General features: G+C 40.8%; 22 protein-coding genes. 9 read left to right on the plus strand and 13 right to left on the minus strand.

Annotated elements, in window-relative coordinates; genetic code table 11:
- Window positions 1–109 precede the first annotated feature (109 nt).
- Window positions 110–1,276, plus strand: a complete 1,167-nt coding sequence (locus H5180_RS19920; protein ID WP_182758924.1) for a sensor histidine kinase — start codon at window positions 110–112, stop codon at window positions 1,274–1,276.
- 6 nt (window positions 1,277–1,282) lie between these two features.
- Here H5180_RS19920 and H5180_RS19925 read toward each other — a convergent pair whose 3' ends face one another.
- A complete protein-coding gene (locus H5180_RS19925) occupies window positions 1,283–2,254 on the minus strand; it encodes a zinc transporter ZntB (protein ID WP_145237039.1) in 972 nt (323 codons plus the stop codon).
- Window positions 2,255–2,403: 149 nt separating this feature from the next.
- Here H5180_RS19925 and H5180_RS19930 point away from each other — a divergent pair, with 149 nt between their 5' ends.
- Genes H5180_RS19930 through H5180_RS19940 form a run of 3 tightly spaced genes read left to right on the plus strand, consistent with a single transcriptional unit; the run spans window position 2,404 to window position 4,793 of the window.
- Complete coding sequence (locus H5180_RS19930; protein WP_145237042.1) at window positions 2,404–2,832, plus strand: ATP-dependent zinc protease; 429 nt, start codon at window positions 2,404–2,406, stop codon at window positions 2,830–2,832.
- A gap of 10 nt (window positions 2,833–2,842) precedes the next feature.
- On the plus strand, window positions 2,843–3,748 hold the full coding sequence (gene rimK / locus H5180_RS19935; RefSeq protein WP_145237045.1) for a 30S ribosomal protein S6--L-glutamate ligase: 906 nt from the start codon (window positions 2,843–2,845) through the stop codon (window positions 3,746–3,748).
- Window positions 3,735–4,793 carry a succinylglutamate desuccinylase/aspartoacylase family protein gene (locus tag H5180_RS19940; protein WP_145237048.1) on the plus strand — a complete coding sequence of 353 codons (1,059 nt, stop codon included), beginning with the start codon at window positions 3,735–3,737 and terminating at the stop codon, window positions 4,791–4,793. Before rimK ends, H5180_RS19940 begins: the two co-directional genes overlap by 14 nt.
- 72 nt (window positions 4,794–4,865) lie before the next feature.
- Here H5180_RS19940 and H5180_RS19945 read toward each other — a convergent pair whose 3' ends face one another.
- The 4 genes from H5180_RS19945 to recQ form a co-directional block, all read right to left on the minus strand.
- A complete protein-coding gene (locus H5180_RS19945; protein ID WP_145237051.1) occupies window positions 4,866–5,432 on the minus strand; it encodes a mechanosensitive ion channel domain-containing protein in 567 nt (188 codons plus the stop codon).
- 52 nt (window positions 5,433–5,484) lie between these two features.
- Entirely contained in the window at window positions 5,485–7,191 is a 1,707-nt protein-coding gene (locus H5180_RS19950; protein ID WP_404936349.1) for a POTRA domain-containing protein, read from the minus strand.
- Between the two features lie 69 nt (window positions 7,192–7,260).
- Window positions 7,261–7,560, minus strand: a complete 300-nt coding sequence (locus H5180_RS19955) for a DUF3630 family protein (protein WP_145237057.1) — start codon at window positions 7,558–7,560, stop codon at window positions 7,261–7,263.
- 15 nt (window positions 7,561–7,575) lie between these two features.
- Window positions 7,576–9,399, minus strand: a complete 1,824-nt coding sequence (recQ, locus tag H5180_RS19960; RefSeq protein WP_145237061.1) for a DNA helicase RecQ — start codon at window positions 9,397–9,399, stop codon at window positions 7,576–7,578.
- A 111-nt stretch (window positions 9,400–9,510) separates the two neighbouring features.
- Between recQ and H5180_RS19965 the strand changes: the two genes are divergently transcribed.
- Together H5180_RS19965 and rarD are read left to right on the plus strand one after the other, a co-directional pair.
- Window positions 9,511–9,966: a thioesterase family protein gene (locus H5180_RS19965; RefSeq protein ID WP_145237064.1), complete on the plus strand. Its 456-nt coding sequence runs from the start codon at window positions 9,511–9,513 to the stop codon at window positions 9,964–9,966.
- A 52-nt stretch (window positions 9,967–10,018) separates the two neighbouring features.
- Entirely contained in the window at window positions 10,019–10,942 is a 924-nt protein-coding gene (rarD, locus tag H5180_RS19970) for an EamA family transporter RarD (protein ID WP_145237068.1), read from the plus strand.
- Here the strand turns inward: rarD and H5180_RS19975 are convergent.
- Both H5180_RS19975 and H5180_RS19980 read right to left on the minus strand, forming a co-directional pair.
- Window positions 10,939–12,174 carry a response regulator gene (locus H5180_RS19975; RefSeq protein WP_182758926.1) on the minus strand — a complete coding sequence of 412 codons (1,236 nt, stop codon included), beginning with the start codon at window positions 12,172–12,174 and terminating at the stop codon, window positions 10,939–10,941. The genes rarD and H5180_RS19975 overlap by 4 nt on opposite strands.
- An 89-nt stretch (window positions 12,175–12,263) precedes the next feature.
- Window positions 12,264–12,638 carry a DUF413 domain-containing protein gene (locus H5180_RS19980; RefSeq protein ID WP_145237075.1) on the minus strand — a complete coding sequence of 125 codons (375 nt, stop codon included), beginning with the start codon at window positions 12,636–12,638 and terminating at the stop codon, window positions 12,264–12,266.
- Between the two features lie 91 nt (window positions 12,639–12,729).
- Between H5180_RS19980 and H5180_RS19985 the strand changes: the two genes are divergently transcribed.
- Window positions 12,730–13,605: a LysR family transcriptional regulator gene (locus tag H5180_RS19985; RefSeq protein ID WP_145237078.1), complete on the plus strand. Its 876-nt coding sequence runs from the start codon at window positions 12,730–12,732 to the stop codon at window positions 13,603–13,605.
- 159 nt (window positions 13,606–13,764) lie between these two features.
- Window positions 13,765–14,682, plus strand: coding sequence for a porin (locus H5180_RS19990; RefSeq protein WP_145237083.1), 918 nt, complete (start codon window positions 13,765–13,767; stop codon window positions 14,680–14,682).
- A gap of 50 nt (window positions 14,683–14,732) precedes the next feature.
- Here H5180_RS19990 and recG read toward each other — a convergent pair whose 3' ends face one another.
- Genes recG through asnC form a run of 3 tightly spaced genes read right to left on the minus strand, consistent with a single transcriptional unit; the run spans window position 14,733 to window position 18,074 of the window.
- Complete coding sequence (gene recG, locus H5180_RS19995; RefSeq protein WP_182758927.1) at window positions 14,733–16,814, minus strand: ATP-dependent DNA helicase RecG; 2,082 nt, start codon at window positions 16,812–16,814, stop codon at window positions 14,733–14,735.
- A 60-nt stretch (window positions 16,815–16,874) separates the two neighbouring features.
- A complete protein-coding gene (gene trmH, locus H5180_RS20000) occupies window positions 16,875–17,561 on the minus strand; it encodes a tRNA (guanosine(18)-2'-O)-methyltransferase TrmH (RefSeq protein WP_145237089.1) in 687 nt (228 codons plus the stop codon).
- Window positions 17,562–17,615: 54 nt separating this feature from the next.
- Window positions 17,616–18,074, minus strand: coding sequence for a transcriptional regulator AsnC (asnC, locus tag H5180_RS20005; RefSeq protein WP_145237092.1), 459 nt, complete (start codon window positions 18,072–18,074; stop codon window positions 17,616–17,618).
- Window positions 18,075–18,272: 198 nt separating this feature from the next.
- On the opposite strand from asnC, the gene asnA reads away from it, so the two are divergent.
- Window positions 18,273–19,268: an aspartate--ammonia ligase gene (gene asnA, locus H5180_RS20010; protein ID WP_145237095.1), complete on the plus strand. Its 996-nt coding sequence runs from the start codon at window positions 18,273–18,275 to the stop codon at window positions 19,266–19,268.
- Between the two features lie 51 nt (window positions 19,269–19,319).
- On the opposite strand, the gene H5180_RS20015 is transcribed toward asnA, so the two are convergent.
- The 3 genes from H5180_RS20015 to spoT all read right to left on the minus strand — a co-directional run bounded on the left by H5180_RS20015 (window position 19,320) and on the right by spoT (window position 23,588).
- Window positions 19,320–20,924 (minus strand): DUF342 domain-containing protein, encoded by a 1,605-nt coding sequence (locus H5180_RS20015; protein ID WP_182758928.1) that lies wholly within the window; start codon window positions 20,922–20,924, stop codon window positions 19,320–19,322.
- A gap of 153 nt (window positions 20,925–21,077) precedes the next feature.
- On the minus strand, window positions 21,078–21,470 hold the full coding sequence (locus H5180_RS20020; RefSeq protein ID WP_145237101.1) for a RidA family protein: 393 nt from the start codon (window positions 21,468–21,470) through the stop codon (window positions 21,078–21,080).
- A 12-nt stretch (window positions 21,471–21,482) separates the two neighbouring features.
- Window positions 21,483–23,588, minus strand: coding sequence for a bifunctional GTP diphosphokinase/guanosine-3',5'-bis pyrophosphate 3'-pyrophosphohydrolase (gene spoT / locus H5180_RS20025; protein ID WP_145237104.1), 2,106 nt, complete (start codon window positions 23,586–23,588; stop codon window positions 21,483–21,485).
- Window positions 23,589–23,702: the final 114 nt, after the last annotated feature.

Consider the following 23,702-nt stretch of genomic DNA (forward strand, 5'->3'; position numbering starts at 1 on the left):
GCTGGCGAGGGTCGTCAATTGATTCGAAATATTTAAATAGTTGAATATCAGGCATGGGGGCTCCTTAAAAAGGAGTATAAGATCATACTTTTAAGTCAAGGTAAAGTTCGTGATCTTGCCCTGGGCCTTAATCACAGGCAGTGGCATAGGGCTCGGCTTTATTATACTGATGATTTTTATCCTCAAAGCTTTGTTTAGCCCTTTTGATCAGGTATTAAATATCATAAAAAGCTCTATTCGTTATGGTAGTAATAAGCAAGTTAATCTACTGCCAGTTGAGTATGCTAAACGCAATGAGTTTACCCCAATTATTACTGCTTTAAATGATGTGTACTTACAAGTAAAAAGCTACGTCAGTGAGATTGAAGATGCGAATACCAAGTTGATGTCTTCACAGCAACAAGTAAAACAGTTAAATGCGGTACTTGAGCGTAAAGTGGCTCTGCGTACTGCTGAGCTTGAGACTAAGACCAAAGAAGCAACATTATCGCTGGAACAGCTAAAACGTACTCAGCAACAGTTAATTGAAAATGAAAAGCATGCGTCGTTAGGACGATTAGTTGCTGGAGTTGCTCATCAAATAAATACCCCATTGGGCATTTGCGTCACGGCTGCATCAGTACTGGAAAGCACCTCGAAAACTATTCATGGCAAAGCGGCTGCGGGTAACATGTCGAGAGAGGAGTTTAATCAGGCCTATGATCATATAATACAAAGCACAGAGTTATTGAGCGTTAATCTCCACAGAGCTACCAATCTAATCAATAACTTTAAACAAGTTGCGGTAGACAACGATACACAGGAAAATCGCTGGTTTAACTTAGGTGAGTATATCGATAATATTCTGCTGTCAATCCACTCACGTGTTGACCAAACCCCTCATAAAGTTAAATGCCAATACCAGCAAGAAATTCGTTTTTTTGCCTCACCAAGTGCATTCTCGCAAATTTTAGGGCAGCTAGTGGAAAATGCCTTAGTTTACGCTTTTGATGATTCAACGCCTGGGGAGGTGAACATTACAGTGAGTAAACATGATGAACAACTTCAGCTGATAATCAGCGATAATGGTAAAGGCATGCCAGAAGATGTCCGCAAGCAAGTATTTGACCCGTTCTTTTCTACGAATAACGCACAACTGAGCTTAGGTTTGGGGTTGCACATTGTTTATAATTTAGTAATACATAAACTAGCCGGTACGATAGAGTGCCAGAGTCAATTAGGTACTGGCACTACTTTTATCATTACTATACCAATCAATGTAATTGAACAACCGTGAGTATTTTTAAAGCCACTTTTTATTTTTGAAGTAAACGCCGATGGCACCGGTGATCACGACTAAAAATATAACAAAAAAACTAAATGCGTAAGGGCTCTCTGTACCAGGGATACCGCCTACATTTACGCCAAGTAAACCGGTTAAAAATCCTAGCGGTAAAAACAGTGCCGCAACCACCGACATCACATACATACGCTGATTTAATTGTTCAGAAACCTGATTAGTAATGGTTTGTTGAATAATTTGCGCACGTTCAATAGAGCTGTCTAATTCTTCAATAAAGCGGATCAGTAGATTGGTGGTTTCGTTTAACTTGGCTTTGTCGTTTTCACTAAGCCAGCTGTATTTGTTTGCCATTAAAGTACTGAGCGCTTCTTTTTGTGGCCTTAAGTAGCGTTTTAAACCAATTGATTGACGGCGTAACTGCGACAGTCCTTGGTTATCAAAGCGCTTGGTCGGCTCGTCAATTTCATCTTCAAAAATATCGAGAGTGTCATCTAAACCATCAATTACCCCTTGCATACGTGAGGTAAGATTTTGTGTAAGTTGGCAAACTAATTCAGAAATGCTAACTGGCCCAGTTTTTTCTTCCAGTGCAGCTAAAATATCTTGGACTGAAAGTAAACGGCGTTTTCGGGTAGTGACCACTACATTTTCATTGATAAATAAACGAATTGAGACCATGTCTTCAGGGCTCTGCGCAGGATTTAAATTCACGCCTCGTAAAAACAACATACAACCGTTAGTTACTTTGGTGATACGAGGGCGTGTTTCATCGGCTGTTAATGATGCAAGTTCATAATCAGTCAACAATTCACTGTTTTGTAACCAATCTATGGCTTCACTTTGGCTATAATCAAGATGAACCCACAATTTACCTTGCTCAGGCTGCCAGTTATGTAGGTCTGCGCTATTATCAATTGTGCGTGCGCCGCCTTGTTCATCAAGTATAAGTGCGTGTAGTAAACCATTGAACATAGTAAATTCTCATTAATCCTGTATGTTAATATAGTTGACTATTGAGTGACTTAGGTCAATTAAATTAGCTTATCATTTGGATAAAATTATTTCATTTGTGTTTTTATCCGTGTAGCGTATAAGACAGTTTTTTATTAAAGGGCACATTTATGACGGCAAAGATAATTGTTGGTTGGCGTGAGTGGTTAAGTTTACCTGAGCTTGGCATTAATCAAATTAAGGCTAAGATTGATACGGGCGCCCGTACGTCATGTATTCATGCTCTTAATATTGAAGAATATGAGCGAGAAGGCGAAAAGTGGGTTAAATTTATTGCTCAGCCTTTGCAAGAAGATGAGCACACTCAAATTGAGTGTGATGCTAAAGTAAAAAAGATGAAATATGTAACCAGCTCAAGTGGGCAGCGTGAGTTGCGGTATTTTATTGAGACTAAGCTCTGCGCTGGTGATAAAAGTTGGCCAATAGAAGTCACTTTGACCAGCCGAGCGAGTATGAAGTTTAGAATGTTATTAGGGCGCACAGCCATGGAAAATCGTATAGTCGTTGATCCGGCTTTATCTCATTTATTAGATAGTTAAGGTTTTAACTATGAAAATTGGTATTTTATCTCGTAACAAGAATTTATATTCAACGCGTCGTTTAATTGAAGCCGCTGAGATGCGTGGTCATGAAGTAAAAGTGATCGATGCATTACGTTGTTACATGAACATTAACTCTGAGCAACCAGAGATCCATTATCGCGGTGAAAATTTAAAAGATTTTGATACCATAATCCCGCGTATTGGTGCTTCAGTTACTTTTTATGGTTGTGCAGTACTGCGTCAGTTTGAAATGATGAATGTATTTCCTGTTAATGAATCAGTTGCTATTTCACGTTCGCGAGATAAATTACGTTCGTTACAGTTGTTATCACGTAAAGGCGTTGGTATGCCGGTAACCGGTTTTGCTAGCAAGCCAGATGACGTTAAAGACTTACTTGAAATGGTTGGCGGTGCACCTGTAGTTATTAAGCTGTTAGAGGGTACTCAAGGCATTGGTGTGGTGTTAGCTGAAACACGTAAAGCTGCTGAGAGTGTTATTGAAGCCTTTATGGGCTTAAAAGCTAATATCATGGTACAAGAGTATATTAAAGAAGCTGGTGGTGCTGATATCCGCTGTTTCGTACTTGGTGACAAAGTGATTGCCGCAATGAAGCGTCAAGCACAAGATGGTGAGTTCCGTTCTAATTTACACCGCGGTGGCAGTGCAACATTAGTGCGTATTACGCCAGAAGAACGTAGAACAGCAGTAGCTGCAGCTAAAGCAATGGGCTTGAACGTAGCTGGGGTTGATTTACTTCGTTCATCTCGCGGACCTTTGGTAATGGAAGTTAACTCTTCACCAGGTCTTGAAGGTATCGAAGTAGCAACAGGAAAAGATATTGCAGGTATGGTGATCGAATTTATCGAAAAAACCGCTGCAACCAAAAGGACCGCAACGCGTGGCAAAGGTTAGAATCAATAGTGCGTTTACTTTATTAGGTGAAACGGTGGGTGTCGGTGAGCGTAAGACGCTGGCCCTAGAAGCAGCTAAGCTGTACACCCATTCGCCGTTGAATATCCCAATAGAGGTAGTGAATGGAGTTCAAGCAGGGCCTGTTTTAATGGTCTGTGCGGCTATTCATGGTGATGAACTCAATGGCGTAGAGGTCGTACGCCAATTATTAGCAAAAATAGATGCTAACCAGCTGCGTGGTACGCTGATTGCTGTACCGATTGTTAACGTATTTGGTTTTATTCATAAGTCACGTTATTTACCTGATCGCCGTGATATGAATCGCAGCTTTCCAGGTTCTATTCGTGGATCGCTTGCTGGACGTATGGCACATATGTTTTTTTCGCAAGTGGCCATTCATTGTACGCATATTATTGATTTACATACTGGCGCAATACATCGCACCAATTTACCGCAAATTCGCGCAGATTTGAGTGATGAAGCAACGGCACAAATGGCGAATGCATTTGGTACACCAGCCGTTATTGATGCCTCACTTCGTAATGGTTCACTGCGAAGTGAGGCCGCGAACTTAGGTATTCCGGTGATCACATACGAAGCTGGAGAAGCGCTGCGGTTTGATCCAATTGCAATAGCGGCTGGTATGCAAGGCGTTGATTATGTCATGCGTCATTTAAAAATGATCCGTGGCAAGCGCGCTAAAAAGTTACCTGAGCCAATTATTGCCAGCTCAACCAGTTGGGTGCGTGCTGAAGTCGATGGCATTGTGCGTGCGCAAGTATCATTGGGTGAGCGAGTAATGAAAGGGCAAATATTAGCTTATATCAGTAGCCCGCTCGGTGATTCTGAGCTGGAATTATTAGCGCCAAGAAGTGGTATAGTGATTGGTCAACAAACTATGCCACTGGTTAATGAAGGTGATGCAGTGTTTCATTTAGCATATTTTGCTCACGCAAACAGCTTGGTAGAACAACAGCTTGAAACCTTTATTGATGAAATAAGTGATATTGAAGATGAGTTAAAAACAGCGGAATTAAATAATTAATTGCTGATTGCAACTGATCAAAAAAGCCGTTTAAGGATATTCTTAAACGGCTTTTTGTTATGTGCTTTTCGTTTATTGCAGCTTTTTAGGTCCAATAGCGCGCTTAACCGCGATTGCTTTAGTAGGTTTCGGCTCTTTATTTAAAACCATCACCGGGCGAGTAACAAATAGGTTATTAGGATAAATAACTCGGTGCCCATCAACATGTTCTAATACCACATTCATCAAGCCCATCTCGACAATACGCCCCTCAACAAAGTTCGCGCCGTCAATAACTCTAACCCAATAACCAACACGACAGTCATTTTGAATAAACATTAGCAAAAACGAGGTTAGATTGCTTAATAGCGACCAAGCTGCAAATAGTGCAACACCTAGCATGGCAAACAAAGATGAGCCAAGTACCAGTAAACCCCGTAATTCAATACCCCAAAAAACTAACACTAAGCACAGCATTACAAATGCGAGAATAATTTTCAGTAATAGTTCGGCACGATATTTACGGTGAATATCGACTTTGCCCTTAATAGTTTTTTCGAGTAATTTTTTAGTCAGTTTTAATAGTACAGGAAAAAGTAACAGAGCAACTAAAGTGACGACGAGTTTATACTGCGTGCTAAGAATATCTAACAGTTCCACAATCAATCCAAATGCGGTTTAGGAGCAACTAGTTTAGCGTTTTTAGCACACTTTAAAAGGAATTTTTTACAGTGACTAGCCATTGAATAGAATCAACATCATCACTTTTATCAAGTGGAGCGGCGATATCTAAATGGATCACAGTACCTGCATTTGCTCTGCTTGGGGCGAGTCGTAACCCGATACCTATATTTTTCAATACTTGGCCATTTTTACCGTTATTTTGGTCATTAAACCAAGCGCGACCAATATCAAAAAATGCAGCTCCACCAACTTTAAACAGTTGAAGCAGGTCGTATTCCCAGTAATAGCGTTTTTCAAGGTTAACTAAAAAACTACGATCGCCTTGTTGGTAGTCTAGCGGATAGCCACGTAGGCCATTTTCGCCGCCTAAGATTAGCTGTTTGTCGGGGGTTAGGTTTTTAGCATAGTCTAAGCGTATTTTGGCATACCACGATTGTTCAAAACTGGTGTTTAAATAATACTGCACTTGAGTGCTCGCGAGTAAGTTCTCTACTTTGCTTTGTTGTTCGTTCCAATTACCATCTAGGCTAGCATGAAAGCGCCAAAGGGTATTATCGCCACTAAAATGAGCTTTTTTCGCATCAAAAGAGTAAATAGCGCGGCTATCGTCATTGCTTAACTCTTCACTTGCATAGCCTAATAAACCTTGCACATTCCAACCAAGATTTAAATCTTCAGTACGATAAATACTGTCGAAATTACGCACTTTTATGTAGTGATCCTCAAACCAATGACCACTGATATATGGATAGCTTAGCTCTCGCTTTTCTGCCAATGGTGTGACGGTATTTACAGTGCTTTCAAATGCTTGTTGTTCATGGGTGTAACCGACGCTAATACGTTGAGTCCAATTATTAGCAAGCTGTTTAGAGTGACCAAAGTGAATACGATTATAGTCTGTTTTCTGGGTAAACTGACTAAATACTTCACCACGTTTGTAAAGAGATTCAATTCGTTGATCAGAAAAGCTTAATAAACCATAGCTGTAAGGCGTATCAATAGAGTAAAAAGGGTAGCTAAGCTCGAATAAATGGCGTTTACCATCGTCGTTATCTGAGTATTCTATACGACCACGGTAGCGGCTTGAAAGTATATTAGGATCATCATAAACAAACAGGTAACCATTACGTTCTGCATCGGTAGTGCGAGCAAGTGACAAGCGTTTACCCCAGCCAAATAAATTGGATTCGCGAAACCCAATGCTCGATTTATTTTCGCCACCACTGCGGCTGAAACTAATTTCTGGGAGTAACGTCCATAAATCGCGGGTGATCACTTTTACATTAATGTCACCATCGCAGTTAGTTTCTGCTTTTATTCTGGCATCGTATAGATAACCTTGACGACGTAATAAGCGCTCTGATTCGGCGAGTTTTTTCGGCTCATAGTGATCACCAGGTTCGAACAATAAAATATTTTTTATAACGTCTGGCTCAGTGGTCATATGAACACGATTGGCAAAGCGAAATAATGCGTTATTTTCTGCTTCTAAATTGGTATTGAAGACGTTGAGTTGCTCAAGTTCGACCTGGGCTATTTTTGCATTATTAGTTTTTTCTGGCAGCTGTATATCAACATCAAGTTGGCGACGGAGATTTTTTTCAGTGGGTGTAGTTGTGCGCTGATTACTGCAACTTTGCTGCCCGTCATCAAACGATTGCGCTAAGCCATAGGATGAATAGAGCAAAGTGCTGCAACAGCTAGACAATAAAAGTGCATAAGCGTTATTTATCACCATTGAAATCCTTGATTATGGGTTTTTAGCGTTTACCCACTACACACTAAGTTAGTGTATAAGTCTACCTCATTGTTGCAATAGTGTAAGAAAATAGTGTGCTAAAGCTGCTAATAAATGCTCAGCTTCAATGCCTTCGCCATTAATCCAAATGCTGTTACTGTAATGTTCAAAGTTTAAATTAAAGCTCTGCTGCGCATACGTAAAGCGGCATTGGTGGCGATCCGCTCCCGCTGCAAATTCACCAATTACTATTTCTGGGCCATGTAAAAATAACTGCGCCCAAAGCTCGAAATCATCATCGTTGGGCATTTCGCTGGGGATAATAATAATAGCATTATGTTGATTATCTAGTTGCAGCTGAGTCATCAATTTTCTCTTTATTTAAGACTGGGCTAAGTAGTCGCGTATGGCGTGTAAAAAAGGGCTGCCGTACTTATTGAGTTTAGTAAAGCCAACTCCTGACACTTTGAGAAATTCACTGTCATTGGTTGGCATTAGTTGCGCCATTTCTGCGAGGGTTTTATCGTTAAACACCACATATGGTGGCACATCATCCGCATCGGCAAGCTCTTTACGTAAGGCACGTAGTTTGGCAAATAGCTTTTTATCGTAATTAAACTGAGCGAGCTTGTCTTGGTATACGTGCTTCGCTTGCAGACGTGGTTCAGCCATTTGCAGCGCGTATTGACCTTTCAAAATAGCGCGAGCACCTTCTGTTAAGCGCAGTGCTGAGCCTTGGGTGATATCTTGACTTAGTAAGCCTTGGTGAATAAGTTGGCGTAAAATACTGAGCCAAAATTCACTACTGTGGTCTTTACCAATACCATAAGTGCTGAGTTGGTGGTGATTGTTATCCCTAATGCGGCTGGTATTTGCTCCGCGCAGTAGCTCAACTATGTAGCCTAAACCAAACCGTTGTTCGGCACGATACACACACGAAAGGGCTTGTTGTGCCACTAAAGTACCATCAAAACTTTTTGGTGGATTTAGGCAAATATCGCAGTTACCGCACGGTTCGCGTTGATATTCACTAAAATAGTTAAGAAGTATTTGTCGACGACATGTTTGTGCTTCTGCGAAGCTGGCCATGGCGTTAAAACGTTGCTCTTCGACACGACGACGTTGTTCATCTTCAATGTCTTCAAAAAATCGCCTAACACGGCCAATATCGGCCGGATCAAAATACATAATAGCTTCAGCGGCCAAGCCATCACGGCCAGCACGGCCAGTTTCTTGATAGTAAGACTCGATACTTTTGGGAATATCATAATGCAGTACAAAACGGACGTTGGGTTTATTAATGCCCATGCCAAAGGCAACAGTAGCCACCACTATTTGAATATCGTCACGGGCGAAACCGGTTTGTACAAATTGGCGTTGCTCGTTACTCATACCAGCATGGTAAGCCGCTGCGTTGATTCCCGCATCAGCGATCTTTTCAGCTATTTCATCAACTCGTTTGCGACTGGTGCAATAAATAATACCACTTTGATTTTGTTGTTCTTTTAAGTAGCGAAGTAATTGCGCCAGCGGTTTGAATTTTTCTTCAATGGTGTAACGAATATTTGGTCGATCGAAACTACCAGTGTGTATATAGGGGTCATTTAAACCAAGCTGCTGGACAATATCAAACCGCGTGGCTTTATCAGCTGTCGCTGTGAGCGCCATCATAGGCACATCTGCAAAGCGCTGTTTTAGTTCGCTTAAGCGGCAGTAGTGAGGGCGAAAATCATGGCCCCAATGCGATACACAGTGAGCTTCGTCAATCGCAAATAAACTAATATTAAGATGACTTAAGCGCTCTTTAAATTCATGTTGCAGCACTTTTTCAGGTGCAACATACAGTAGCTTGAGCAAACCACTGTGCAGTTGTTGATATATTTGCTGCTGTTCGTCGCGGTTTAAACTGTTATTGATATACGCTGCTTTCACCCCGAGCGCTTGCAATTGTGATACTTGATCTTGCATAAGGGAAATTAATGGCGAAATAACGACTGTCAGACCGCTTAAGGCAAGCGCGGGCACTTGGTAGCATACTGATTTGCCGCCGCCAGTTGGCAGCAATACTAGCGAATCTTGGCCGTTAAGGGCTGCATTGATCACCGTTTCTTGGCCATCACGAAATTCGCTATAACCAAACACTTGTTTGAGTATAGCTGCGGGACTGCGCACTACGGTGCTTGCTGTGGGATTTGGTGTATTCATCGCGGACATTTTAGAGCTTTTAGACGACCTTGCATAGGTGCTTTTTATCGCACTTTCTTTTTAGTTGTGCTTTACTCATCTTACCAGTTATAAAGTTTGCAGATAATAATAATGAATAAAGCCATTTTAATTGACCAAGTTGCTAAAGTTTTTGTAGAGCAAATGCCGTTTAACCAGTTTTTACAAATAAAAGTTAAATCACTAGATGCGGAACAAGCGCAAATAAGCTTTCCTTGGCAGGATGTCTTTATTGGTAATCCTGCTCAAAAAATTCTCCACGGTGGGGTGATCTCTGCGGTGCTTGATAATGTGGGGGGGATGCTAGCGGCGGCGGCGATGATAGATAAGCTCACTGAGCTTAATATAGTTAGTATTCAAACCAAGCTAGCGACACTCGGCACCATCGATTTGCGCACTGATTACTTGCGTCCAGGCAAAGGGCTTGAATTTACCGCCAGTGCTAAGCTAATTCGCTCCGGTAATAAAGTATGTGTATGCCGGATGGAGCTCCATAATGAACAAGGCATTCAAATAGCTTTTGGTACGGCAACTTATTTAGTTGGATAAAGCGTAGCTGGCAGGTAAACTAGCCGCCATTAAACTACATCAGAAACAATCTATGCCAACTAATCCTGAACAGCGTAAAGGTGTTATCTTAGCCTGTATGGCTTTTTTTATGTGGGGCTTAGCACCTATTTATTTTAAATTACTACAGCATATATCAGCTTTTGAAATACTGATGCATCGTGTGGTTTGGTCGGTATTATTCATCGTCATCATTGTTGCAGTAATGAAGCAATGGCATAAAGTACAGCATGTGCTTAAACACCCTAAACTCATTGCTATGCTGGTTATTACGGCCACCTTACTTGGCTTTAACTGGGGGCTATTTATTTGGGCGGTTAATAATGATCATATGCTTGATGCAAGTCTTGGTTATTATATCAATCCGTTATTAAACGTACTGCTAGGTATGCTTTTTTTAAGTGAAAAACTACGCAAATGGCAAGCGCTAGCGGTTGGTCTGGCGTTATGTGGTGTGGTGATCCAAGTTATTAGTTTTGGCTCATTTCCGGTGGTCGCACTTTCATTAGCAGGGTCATTTGCGGTGTATGGCTTACTTCGTAAAAAGTTACCTATCGAATCATTGCCGGGGTTACTACTAGAGGCATTAATATTATTGCCAGTTGCTTTAGTATATTGGTGGTTAATGGCGCCATCGAATAGCTCTGATTTCGTAGCGAATGATTGGCATACTAATGTATTGTTGATCAGTGCAGGCGTTATTACCACACTGCCACTACTTTGCTTTACAGGTGCTGCCAAGCGATTGCAGTATACTACTTTAGGGTTTTTCCAATATATTGGGCCAAGTTTAATGTTTGTGTTGGCGGTGGTATTTTATGGTGAAGTATTTAGTGCTGAACGAATAGTAACATTTGCTTGTATTTGGAGTGCGCTGGCTATCTTTAGTTGGGACTCCTATCGACAATCACAAAAGCGTAAACGTGAAAATATCCCTGCACCCACTAAGCCTGTTTAAGCAATGACTTTATTGCGGCCAGTCTCTTTGGCTTCATAAAGCTTAATATCGGCCTGTTTTAATAATTCATCGATTTGATAAACAGGTCCGTGTGCGTAACCAATAGAGAGCGTAAATTGAATTTTTTCTTTGCTAAATTCAGGGCTATTGAGCTCAACAAAGTGACGAAAATTATCCAGACGTTTTAATACTTCATCTTTATTTGTGTCATTAAAATACACTGCAAACTCTTCACCACCTAAACGAGCCGCCAAGTCTTTTGTAAAGTATTTTGCAAAACAAATTGAAAGTCCTTTTAGTACTTCATCACCAGCATCGTGGCCATAGGTATCATTGATTGCTTTAAAGTGGTCAATATCAAACATTGCTAAAGAAGGTGTTAATTCTTGTTTCTTCAGTTGTTTTAACGATTTTGCGGTTTCTTCAAAGAAGTAGCGACGATTAGGTAGTTTAGTTAAATAGTCAGTATTGGCTTGCAAGCGAATAGTCGTAATTTGCTCTAGCATGTCAACGTTTTGGCTCAAACGACAATAAAACTCTTCGCTGTTAAATGGTTTACGTAAATAATCGTTAGCACCATTTTTTAAGAAGCGTGCGGAAAGGTGTGAAGTATCAGAACCTGAAATACCAATAATGGCTTTTTCATCATTGCTGTATAAACGGCGGATCTCAGTACATAATTCATCACCATTCATATTGGGCATTTCATTATCAGTAATGATCACGGCTACATCGGGAGTTTTTTCCAGTACGGCGAGCGCTTCAACACCATCATTGGCCTCTAAAACCTGATACTTATGGCGTTTCAGTAAATTACAGATATGATGTCGAGTTGCAACAGAGTCATCAACCACCAATACTTTGACCTCTTCATTACGAGGTAAGCGTTGTAACTGTTTTTCTAAATATTGGTAAGCTTGTTTATTTTCTTTGGTGATGTAATCAATGATTGGGTATTTTTCAACAGTATCACGGGTTTTTAAATCTATGTTACCTGTCATGACAATGGTGGGGATATCAGCTGCTATAGTGCAGGGAATTGCTTCCCCTTGCGGAGCGTCCGGTAAAATAAAATCTACCACTGCGCAAAAATAGCTATTTTTGCTGATTAACTCTTTTGCTTGCGCTAATGTGCCAGCTATATCAGCGTCATAGCCAACTTTAATTGCAATGTGTTTTTGCACTCGCGCTATAGTTGGCGTATCTTCAATGATGAGTATTTTTCGTGTCACGTAACACCTTGTTTTTGGCATAGCCAAGTTTATTCAGTTATACAAGTTGTAACTGTTAAAACACGAAAAAGCAAATAACACCATTACTTTTATAAACTATCAGACTCCGAATAGTAGTCTGGATTTTGTGGTGCAGGACTTGAAATTTTAGAACGCCCAAACAGAGTATGAAACTTTGCTTTACAGGTCGTTAGCTTTAGGTATTTAATCCACGCACGTTCAATTGCGTTGGTTGGTTCTTGATTACCAGAGACAACGGCAAAAAATTGTTCTTGGATTTCATTTTGTGGTTCAAGGGTTTTATTATATAACCCTTTTAGAACAACACCGTGTTGTTCAAGGATACTGGCTTCTAGTAAGGTGAAATTACCGCTGCGGCCGAATCCGCGCGGAAAGTTTTGATCATCATAAAACTGACGTTGGCTTACAAATGCTTGGCGAAGTAGTGAAATATCATTGCTCATGGCTGTTTCCTCATACCCTATTTTCAAGCTGGAGTATGGATCAAGTTGCGCAATTTATTAAACAAAAAATTTTTATCGTGAGGATAAATAATTGGATATAGATTTATTGAAAACCTTTGTCGAAGTGGTACGTACTCGTCACTTTGGTAAAGCGGCTGAAAACCTTTACATTACGCAGTCTGCGGTGAGTTTTCGAATTCGTCAATTAGAACAAGGACTAGGGGTTAATTTATTTATCCGCCAACGTAATAACATCCAATTGACTGCACCAGGGGAGCGCTTATTACCCCATGCGCAAATGATTATTACTGGTATGCAACGAGCTAAAGTCGATGTTGCTCTTGCTGATAATATGCATAAGCAAGTAAGTTTAGCAGGGACGCCCAATATTTGGGATGCTTTTTTACAGTTTGGTATCACTAATATTGTTTCTGCAATGCCAGGGGTATCGCTGGTGGCTGAAGTTAAAGCACAGCAAGAAAGTACAAGGTTATTATTAGAGCGCACCTTAGATCTAGCGATTTTATTTGATCCACCAAAAGTGGATGAATTAGTAGTTGAGCGTATTTGCACCTTGCCAATTATACCTATCAGTGCATTTGAAGGAGCTGCTAATGATAACTTTTTTGATAATCAATATGTCTATGTTGACTGGGGAACTACCTTCTCACTTTGGCATGCACGGCAATTTACTGGCCACACTCCACCATATTTTCGTACCAGCACAGGACGCATTGCATTAGATTTGATACTACAATGTGGAGGTAGTGCATTTATTCCTGAAGTTTTAGCGAAAAGCCATATAGATAAAGGGGAGCTACATCGAGTGTCTGATGTGGAACATACTTCTCGGGATATTTTTGTCGCTTATCACAGAGATAATGAACAAAAACCCTTGCTTGAGACGTTGGTTAATTTATTACTGGAATTAACACCAACAATAAGCAGTGAATTTAGTGCTAAGTAAGCTATATATGACAGTTTTGTGTTGATTTGATGTCTTTTGTTGTTCCTTTTTATGAATAATATGAGTCATAAATATTTCTGTTGTAATATTTCTGTCATTTACCGCAGGCAAAATGCAGCGAATTAAAAATTAGTCTGTTGCGTTTATTGAGGAAATAATATGAAATTTGCAAAGTCGAGCCTATTACTAGCTGTGTTAAGTGGTTTATCTTTTTCTGCATTTGCTGATGTTGATGTGTATGGTAAAGCAAATGTCTCTGTGCAATCTTCGGATGACGGTGAAGGGTCATTCAGCGAAATTAAAAGCAATGCATCGCGAATCGGTTTTAAAGGTTCTGAAAACATCAGTGATGGCTTAGAAGCTATTTATAAGTTCGAATTTCAAGTTAATGTTTCTGATGATTCAAAAGACACGTTTACGTCACGTAATCAATACGTCGGTTTAAAAGGTGGATTTGGTCAAGTTGTGCTTGGTCGTAATGATACTGCTTTAAAGCAATCGCAAGGTAAGCTTGATTTATTTAATGACCTTGAAGGCGATATTAAAAATTTATTCAAAGGTGAAAACCGTCTTAGTGATACAGTTACTTATTCATCAAAGGATTTAAGTGGCTTTAAAGTGCTTGCAACTTACGTTGCAGAAAAAGACAGTGATGGCGATAGCGGTTATTCATTAGCACTTACTTATGGCGATGCTGGGCTGAAGAAGAGTAACGTTTATGCATCAATTGCTGCCGACAGTGAAGTCAATGGTTATGATGTTGTACGCGCTACCGTGCAAGGTAAAGTGGCTGATATTAAACTAGGTGCAATGTACCAAAGCCAAGAAAAAGTGGATGGTAGCGGTGATGCCGATGGTTATTTAGTTAATGCGGCTTATACCCTTGATAGCAATACATTTAAAGTTCAATACCAGATAATGGATTTTGATGCGGGTGATAAAAAATCAGCTATCTCTGCTGGTGTTGATCACTCATTGAGCAAAAACACTACGCTATTTGCCTTCTACACTAATTTTGATATGGACAGCAATGTTGATCAAGATTACTTAGGTGTTGGCATGGAATACAAGTTTTAGTCTTTAGACTGTTGAAAAAGCCTTACTTATTACAGTAAGGCTTTTTACAATTAAGCTTGTGCATACACTGATTTACCCGCAAGCCAGCGATTGATTAGTTGTTCTACTTGTTCAGGATACTGGCGGAGCATTTGTAGTGCGATAGGTCTGACTAAGTTGAGTGTGTGCTTATCTCTGGTTAAGTCAGCAATTTTAAATTCCGCTAAACCTGTTTGTTTTGTGCCGAGCACTTCACCTGGACCACGAATTTCCAAATCACGTTCTGCAATTACAAAACCATCATTGCTATCTCTTAGAACAGCCAAACGTTTTTGTGCAGTATGAGACAGCGGTGCGTGGTATAAAAGCACACAATGGGATGCGATTGCACCACGACCAACTCGACCACGTAACTGATGTAATTGTGCAAGGCCAAGCCGTTCAGGATTTTCAATGATGATCAAACTGGCATTCGGCACATCTACACCGACTTCAATGACCGTTGTCGCCACTAATATATGAATCTTTCCAGCTTTGAACTCGCTCATAATAGCTTGCTTTTCTGCTGCTTTCATACGGCCATGAACTAATCCTATAGTTAACTCTGGCAGTGCATGAGTTAATTGCAGTGCGCTATCTTCTGCTGCTTGGCATTGCAATGCTTCCGATTCATCAATTAAGGTGCATACCCAATATACTTGACGACCTTGCTCGGTACAGGCTGTTTTTACACGAGCAATAATTTCATCACGACGCGTATCAGGTAGTGCAATGGTTTTAATTGGGGTACGTCCTGGTGGCAACTCATCAATCACGGACGTTTCTAAATCGGCATAAGCTGTCATCGCCAGTGTACGTGGGATCGGTGTTGCTGTCATAACCAGTTGATGGGGATAGCAATCACCAAAACGGCCTTTTTCTCGTAGCGATAAGCGCTGATGGACGCCAAAGCGGTGTTGTTCGTCAATAATAATAAGCACTAGGTTATTAAATGTTACTTGTTCTTGAAATAACGCATGAGTCCCAACAATCATTTGCGCTTCACCTGATGCTATTTTTTCAAGCGTTGCGCTGCGTTCTTTTCCTTTGGTTTTACCACCGAGCCATGCTGTAGTTATACCTAAAGCCGTAAACCAATTTTCGAAAGTAATGCCATGTTGTTCTGACAGAATTTCGGTGGGTGCCATTAATGCCACCTGATAGCCCTGTGCGATAGCTGTTAAGGCGCTCAGTGCCGCAACTAGGGTTTTACCTGAGCCAACATCGCCTTGTACTAAGCGCATCATTGGATAAGGAGACTGCAAATCGTTTTTTATTTCAGCGACGACTTTGTTTTGCGCGTTGGTTGGAGCAAAGGGGAGCTGCGCTAAAAAATCATGCTCCAGATGATTAATAGGGTTCAGAGCAACTGCTTTTACTTGCTGTCCTTGTTGACGTAATTTTAATAAGCTCAAATTTTGCGCCAGTAACTCTTCAAACACTAAACGTTGTTGAGCCGGGTGCAGGCCTTGCTCTAATGCGGTGATATCTACATCATTAGCGGGGCGATGTAAAAGTAGCAGTGCTTGAGTTAAATCCATACCAGCGTGTTGGAATTGCACTGGCAATAACTCTTCTACCTGATATTTTTCAAGTAATGCAATCGCCTGATCACTTAATGCACGGATCGACAGTTGTTTTAACCCTTCCGTTGTCGAGTAAACAGGCGTTAGTGTGGTTGCTGTTGATTGTTCGCTCGGTGTATCGCTGAGGCTGTATTCAGGATGAGTCATTTCATAACCGACTCTGCCACGTCGTACCTCGCCAAAACAGCGGATCACCTTACCGCTACTTAAGGTATTCTTTTGTGCTGCAGTAAAATTAAAAAATCGCAGGGTGAGTCGTCCAGTACCATCGTTAACTTGGCACACGAGCATTTTACGTTTACCAAAGGTAATTTGGCTGGTTTCTATGGTGGCTTCAATACTGACATGACTATGCATAGCTAAATCACTGATAGCATAAATACGGGTGCGGTCTTCATATCGAAGCGGTAGATGAAAGAGCATATCTTGCACTGTGCTAATGCCGAGTTTTTTTAGCCGCTCGGCCATCTTTGGACCAACGCCTTTGAGGTCAGTGATTGGGTAGCGGCTTAAAGTTGGCTTTGACACAATACGCTCAAATCTTTCATTTTTAGATACTTTTTAGTTTACGTGCGAACAGGCCTGTCATCAAGCATGTTTTAATTTGTGCCAAAACTCATCATCAGCGATGATTTCACCATTTTCATCGAGGGCTGGATAGGGTTGCGATTTTTCTTTGCATTTTTGTGCAATGATTGGGTGGCAACCTTCAAATAGCATCTTATGTTTTATGCTCTCATCCAGCATGGTGCGCTCATATAAGCCAGCTTGCAGGCGTTGGTTTTGTGCTTCAAATAATATCAGTGCAGCGGCCACAGACACATTCAGAGACTGCGCCATACCTTGCATTGGAATAATAATGTTTTTATCTGCGTGGGCAAGTGCTTGTGGAGAGATCCCGGTTTTTTCTTGGCCGACAATAATGGCTGTTGGCAGAGTATAATCAATCTCACGGTAGTCAACAGCATCAGGGCATAAGTTAGTAGCGAGTATTTGTACTTGCGGATTATGCTGGCGCATCATAGCCACAGCGCTGTCGATATCTTTATGTAAGTGAGTTGCGATCCAATTTTTACTGCCCCCAGAGGTATTATTGGTGAGCCATTTTTGGTTTTGTGGCCATACTGCATGAACATTATGGCAACCCACAGCATCAGCGCTGCGAACAATTGCAGACAAGTTATGGTGTTTGTGCACATCTTCTAAGCACACGGTTAAATCGGTTTGACGACGATCTAGTACGTGTTTAATGCGATGATAGCGGGTGTTTTCCATTTTTAGCCTTGTCTGAACTCATAAAATTGCCGCTATTATACGGGAATTACCGTCTTAAGGCATTACTGAGCGGCTAATTGGGTTTTGCAGTGATATTAGCGTTTCGGTTGACTGAATAGCTTCGATAGCTTGAATCTTATTGATCAATACATCTTGTAAATGATCAATTGAACGGGTCATTACCTTAATAAAAATACTGTAGTTACCGGTTGTGTAATAAGCCTCAACGACTTCTTCGAGTTCCTTTAGATGCAATAAGGTTTGTGGGTAGTCTCGAGCATTATTGAGGTTGATGCCAATAAAACAACACACATCGTAGCCTAACTGCTTGGCATTGACGCTAACTTGGGTGCCTGTAATGATCCCCGCTTGTTTCATTTTTTCAATCCGTACATGAATTGTACCTGCGCTAACGGCGAACCGTTTGGCTAATTCTGCATAGGCTGTGCGAGCATTATCCATTAATGCGTGGAGGATCTGTTTATCAAGATTATCGATTTGATAATTTTCCATATAAATATCATCTTTAAATTATTGAATCATCATTTTTTATACCACTAAATTAATCAAATTAATATGGTAAAGGTGTTTTTGTTATTGGTTATTGAATTAAAGTGCAAAATGATTGAGGATTGCTTTAACGACATGGTTGCTCATAGTGCAATCATGCATTTATACAAGTAACAATAACTGGGAATGAGGCCAATTATTATGAGTTCACACTTTGTCCAGCAACAGCTGCAAATTAGTAAAGTTAAACAGTATTTTTCACACCAGCTAGAACAACAGCTAGGGTTAATTGAAGTACAAGCGCCTATTCTGGCTAAAGTAGGCGATGGTATCCAAGATAACCTAAGTGGCACTGAAAATGCGGTTGCGGTAAAAGTTAAAACTATTCCAGCGAGTCAATTTGAAGTGGTTCACTCTTTGGCAAAATGGAAGCGAAAAACACTAGCTGAGCACGGCTTTGCAATTGGTGAAGGTTTATACACACATATGAAAGCGTTGCGCCCGGATGAAGAGTCATTAAGCCCCATCCATTCTGTTTATGTTGATCAGTGGGATTGGGAGAAAGTAATTTGTGCCAGTTCTGAGCGCTCTCTTGATAAGTTAAAAGAAACAGTACAAGCCTTGTATAAAGGCTTAAAAGCAACCGAGCAATTTGTTGCTGATGAATTTGGTATATCACCATTTTTACCCGCTGATATTACTTTTGTACACAGTGAACAGTTACGTCAAATGTACCCTGATTTTACCGCCAAGCAGCGCGAAAAAGCGATTACACAAGAATATGGTGCGGTGTTTTTGATAGGCATTGGTGGGGCATTAGCCGATGGTAAGATTCATGATGTACGCGCACCTGACTACGATGATTGGTCGACTCAGACCTGCGAGCAATACAGTGGCTTAAATGGTGATATTTTACTGTGGAACCCTGTGCTTGAAGATGCTTTTGAAATTTCATCAATGGGTATTCGCGTATCACCAGAAGCATTAGTTGCACAGCTTGCAATTACCGGTGACCAAGCTCGTTTAGAATTTGATTGGCATAAGCAACTACTAGCTAAACAATTACCACAGACAATTGGTGGTGGCATTGGTCAATCTCGATTGGCGATGTTGTTATTACAAAAACCTCACATCGGTCAAGTACAAGTAAGTGTATGGCCGGAGGAGTTAAAACAACAAGTGGCTGGTATTTTATAACGTAGACGAGACAATAGAGACTATCTGCTGTTAGTCTCTATCTGCTTGCGATCAACTGGTTTTAAATTCAATCTCTATTTTTCCTTCTTGCAGTTTTACGTTACAAGGAGGATAGCTGCGATTTGTTCTTAATACTTTATCGAAAATGTGGATTTCTACCCCAGAATGCAATTTTTTATTGACCGCTAAATTAGCATTATCAAGTAGTTCATATAGACTTTGTTCTAGCGTTGTTAGGCGTTTTTCTAGCTGCTCTGCTTGTTGGCAATAATGTTGCTGAGTAGCTCCAATTTTAGCGAGCAATAGTTTTTTCTTATCTAAATCTTTTACTAAATCGGCCTTTTCTAGCGTTGCTTGCAGGGTGTCTAATTGCTCATCGGTTTTAGCTAATTCTTTAAGGCATTCATCGGTTTCAGTAGTAACAGACTTTCCTGAGGCAACCATGTTTATGAGCATTTTAGCGCCAGATTCATTACCAATTTCACCAGCGATAATCATTCCGGCATCCAGGATCTCGCCACCAAATAACTTCCCATGTGGATTGTCTGCTTGGCCTATCTGTAAAAGCTTAGTCGCTTTCATTGCGCAGTGGCTAGCTTGGCGCTCAATAAAAATATTATTACCTTCAAGGTAGCTATATTGGGCGTGAGATAAATGAATATCACCGTTACAAATAATTTTGCACGAAAGTGTTTTATCATCTAGCTGGTGGCCAATCACACCTTGTTTAATGGTGATATTACCTTGCGCTGTCAGTTCTCCGGATTCAACCGTCCCCATCACAGTTATATCGCCTTTCGCGGTTACTTTCATGCCTGGCTCTATATTATGAGTGACAATAATGCTGCCATCAAAGTTTATATGGCCGCTTTTAACTGTGACATCGCCAATCGTAAAAATATCATCAACGCGCATGCCATTTTGTATTTCGACTGGTACGCCCGCAATACTTGAGATTAATTCAAGAGGATTAGTTTTTGATATTTCACTGCCCTCACCAGCAACTAGCGGGCTACTTTCTCCTGCTTTTGCCGGAAGTACATCGCCTTTTACGGTAAAACCTTCTTTACCAGGGGTTGCGGGTTGCTGTCGAACTAACAATGTACCGGGTTCAACACTTGCTAACTTGCCAAAGTCGCGCATATCGACAGTGCCATCTTCGCGCAGTTTCGGGGTATGCAAACGCTCTTTTAAAGTTAATACTTGAGGGAGTAATTTTGATGATTTGCCGTCTTCTGGTAAGCGACCTTTAGCGAGGATACCTTTAACGGTAGTGCCAGCGGGTAATTCAAATTGTTTTTGTAGCAGCTGCTCTAAAAATGCTTGTTTGTAGCCCCGAGCAACCCCAGCTTTGATCAGCTGCTGTTTCGCTTGATCAAGGGCTAAAACTTTGCCACCTTGTGCGAGTGTGAGTTCGCCTGTTGCTAACATTTTATCATCACTGAGTGTAACAGTTAGTGTGGCGTCATGCTTACTGGCAACCACTAAACTACGTTCGCTACTAGGCTCTTTAAAAAAAGCATTGATAGCATCATAGTCTATGCGACATTCACAGAATGTTGATTTTTCTAGAGCCTCAATAACAAAAGCGGCACTAGGCGGCGAATGTTCTATAACATCGAGTAGTACATTACCGTTATGAGCAAGCTTAAACACGGATCATCCTTTTACAACACTTAAGTTAAAGGTTTTTATAATTATATAAGGATAGAGTGCTAGAGATTTGAATAACTGTCAAGAAAATCGAGGAAAAGGGGACTGATGAGTTAATACACCTAAGCATAAATACCTAGGTGTATTGCTGTAAGCTTAATTTGTTGAAGGCAATTCCATAATACCGTCAATTTCAACTTGCACGTTTTTTGGTAATGCGCGCACGCCAATTGCTGCTCGGGCAGGGTAAGGTGCTTTGAAGTATTGGCTCATTACTTCATTTACCGTCGCAAAGTTAGATAGATCAGTTAAATAGATATTAACTTTTACCAAGTCTTGGATGTTGCCACCGGCTTCTTCACATACCGCACTAATATTTTTAAATACTTGATGTGTTTGTTCTGCGAAATCTTCAGAGATCACTTCCATCGTTGCTGGAACTAATGGAATTTGACCCGATAAGTAAACTGCTGTACCAACTTTTACTGCTTGGCTATAAGTGCCGATGGCAGCAGGTGCTAGATCCGTAGAAATAAATGCTTTATTCATGATTTTCCTATGTTATTTTTTACGATAGACTTTTTGCACATCAGGCATTACGCGAATGCGGCGCATGATATTAGCAACATGGACACGGTTTTTCACGGTGATCCCTAAATCTATCACGTATAAATTACTTTCTTTTTCATCTGTGGCAATTTCCACTATGTTTGCTTGGGTTGTAGCAATTACATTGGTTAGTTTTGCGAGTGCGCCTTGGTGGTTTATGATTTCCACACGCAGTGCTGCAATATATTCTTTTTCTGGATTATCATCCCATTTAACAACCAAGTACTTGGAGCGTTCAGTTTCCCAGCCGCGAATATTTTTACATTCTTGGCGGTGAACCGTGATGCCTTTACCTTGGCTTATATGTGCGGTGATAGCATCCCCAGGCACTGGTCGACAACATTTAGAATAATTAACTAGCATGCCTTCAGTGCCAATAATGGTCGCTTTAGCATTTTTAGTCATATCGCCTAAATCATCATTGTCATTTTGCAGTAAGCGGCGTGCGATCAGCATGCTCATTAAATTACCGCAGCCAATTTCAACTAATAGCTCTAATACAGTATTGAGTTCATGTTCTGCTAATACGCGACTAATATTTTCGTCAGGCAGATCATCGAACTTCGTTTCACCTAAAGCTGAGTCGAGTAAGCGACGGCCAAGTAATAAAGCTTCTTCATGATGTTGGCTCCTCAGGTAATTGCGAATTCCTAAACGTGCTTTACCGGTAACAATAAAGTTTAACCACGTTGCGTTAGGGTGCGCACCTGAGCTGGTAATCACTTCAACTGTTTGACCCGTATCTAATGCTTTACTTAACGGATGAGGTTTACGGTTAACGCGTGCACCCACACAGGTATTACCAACATCGGTATGGACCGCGTATGCAAAATCAACGGCGGTTGCACCCATAGGTAACTCGACTATGCGACCATCAGGAGTGAACACGTAAATTTCTTCTGGGAATAGCTCTGTTTTAACGTTTTCAACAAATTCAAATGATGAGCCTGCGCTTTGTTGTAATTCCAACAAACTTTGCATCCACTGACGTGCACGTTGTTGTGCAGTGTGGCCTGCGCTATCACCGGATTTTTTATACATCCAATGAGCAGCAACTCCTTTATCTGCCATGTGATCCATATCGTGAGTACGGATCTGGATCTCAACAGGGATCCCATGTGGACCAACTAATGAGGTATGCAACGATTGATAACCATTAGTTTTAGGTACTGCTATATAATCTTTAAAGCGAGTTTCGATTGGCTTATATAAATTATGGGCAACACCAAGTACCCGATAGCAGATATCCATTGAATCAACTGCAATTCTAAATGCGTAGATATCCATGACTTCATTAAACAGTAACTCTTTATTAAGCATTTTTTTATAAATACTATATAAGTGTTTTTCGCGCCCAGAAACAGTGGCTGTAATACCAGCTTCTTCAAGGCGTGCTGTTATCTCGGTTTGGATATTTGAAATGACTTCTTTGCGATTGCCGCGCGCTTTGGCAACTTCTGACTTTAAAGCGCGATGACGCATCGGGTAGAGGGCTTGAAAACCTAAATCCTCTAACTCATTTTTAATATCGTGAATACCTAAACGATTAGCAATCGGCGCATAAATCTCTAACGTTTCGCGGGCAATACGTCGACGTTTGTCAGGACGTAATGCTCCAAGAGTGCGCATATTATGAGTACGATCAGCAAGTTTGATTAAAATAACACGAATATCTTGTGTCATTGCCATAATCATTTTTCGATAGTTTTCAGCTTGGAATTCTTTTTTATCTTTAAAGCTGAGCTTATCAAGCTTGCTTACGCCCTCAACTAATTCGGCGACTGTCTCGCCAAAAATTTCGGCTAAATCTTGTTGGCTAAAGTCGGTGTCTTCAATCACATCATGCATTAATGCAGCCATTAACGTTTCGTGATCTAAATGCATACCAGCCAGAATTTGGCTTACTTCAACAGGGTGAGTAATGTAAGGTTCGCCACTTGAGCGAGTTTGACCCTCATGGGCCTCTCGGGCTACCACATAGGCTTTTTGTACCAGCTCTACATCAGCAGCAGGTAAGTATTCTGATATTTTCTTTTTTAGACCTTCAAAAAGATACATTCACACTCCAATGTTCTCGTGAAGCAAATAGGTAACGGTATGTTAAGAATATACGATGAAAAGAAGGGATTGCCAACGGCTAGAATAGAAATACTATACCGTTGGCTAAATCAG

This window comes from Pseudoalteromonas sp. SR41-4, assembly GCF_014163985.1.
Lineage (GTDB): Bacteria > Pseudomonadota > Gammaproteobacteria > Enterobacterales > Alteromonadaceae > Pseudoalteromonas > Pseudoalteromonas rhizosphaerae.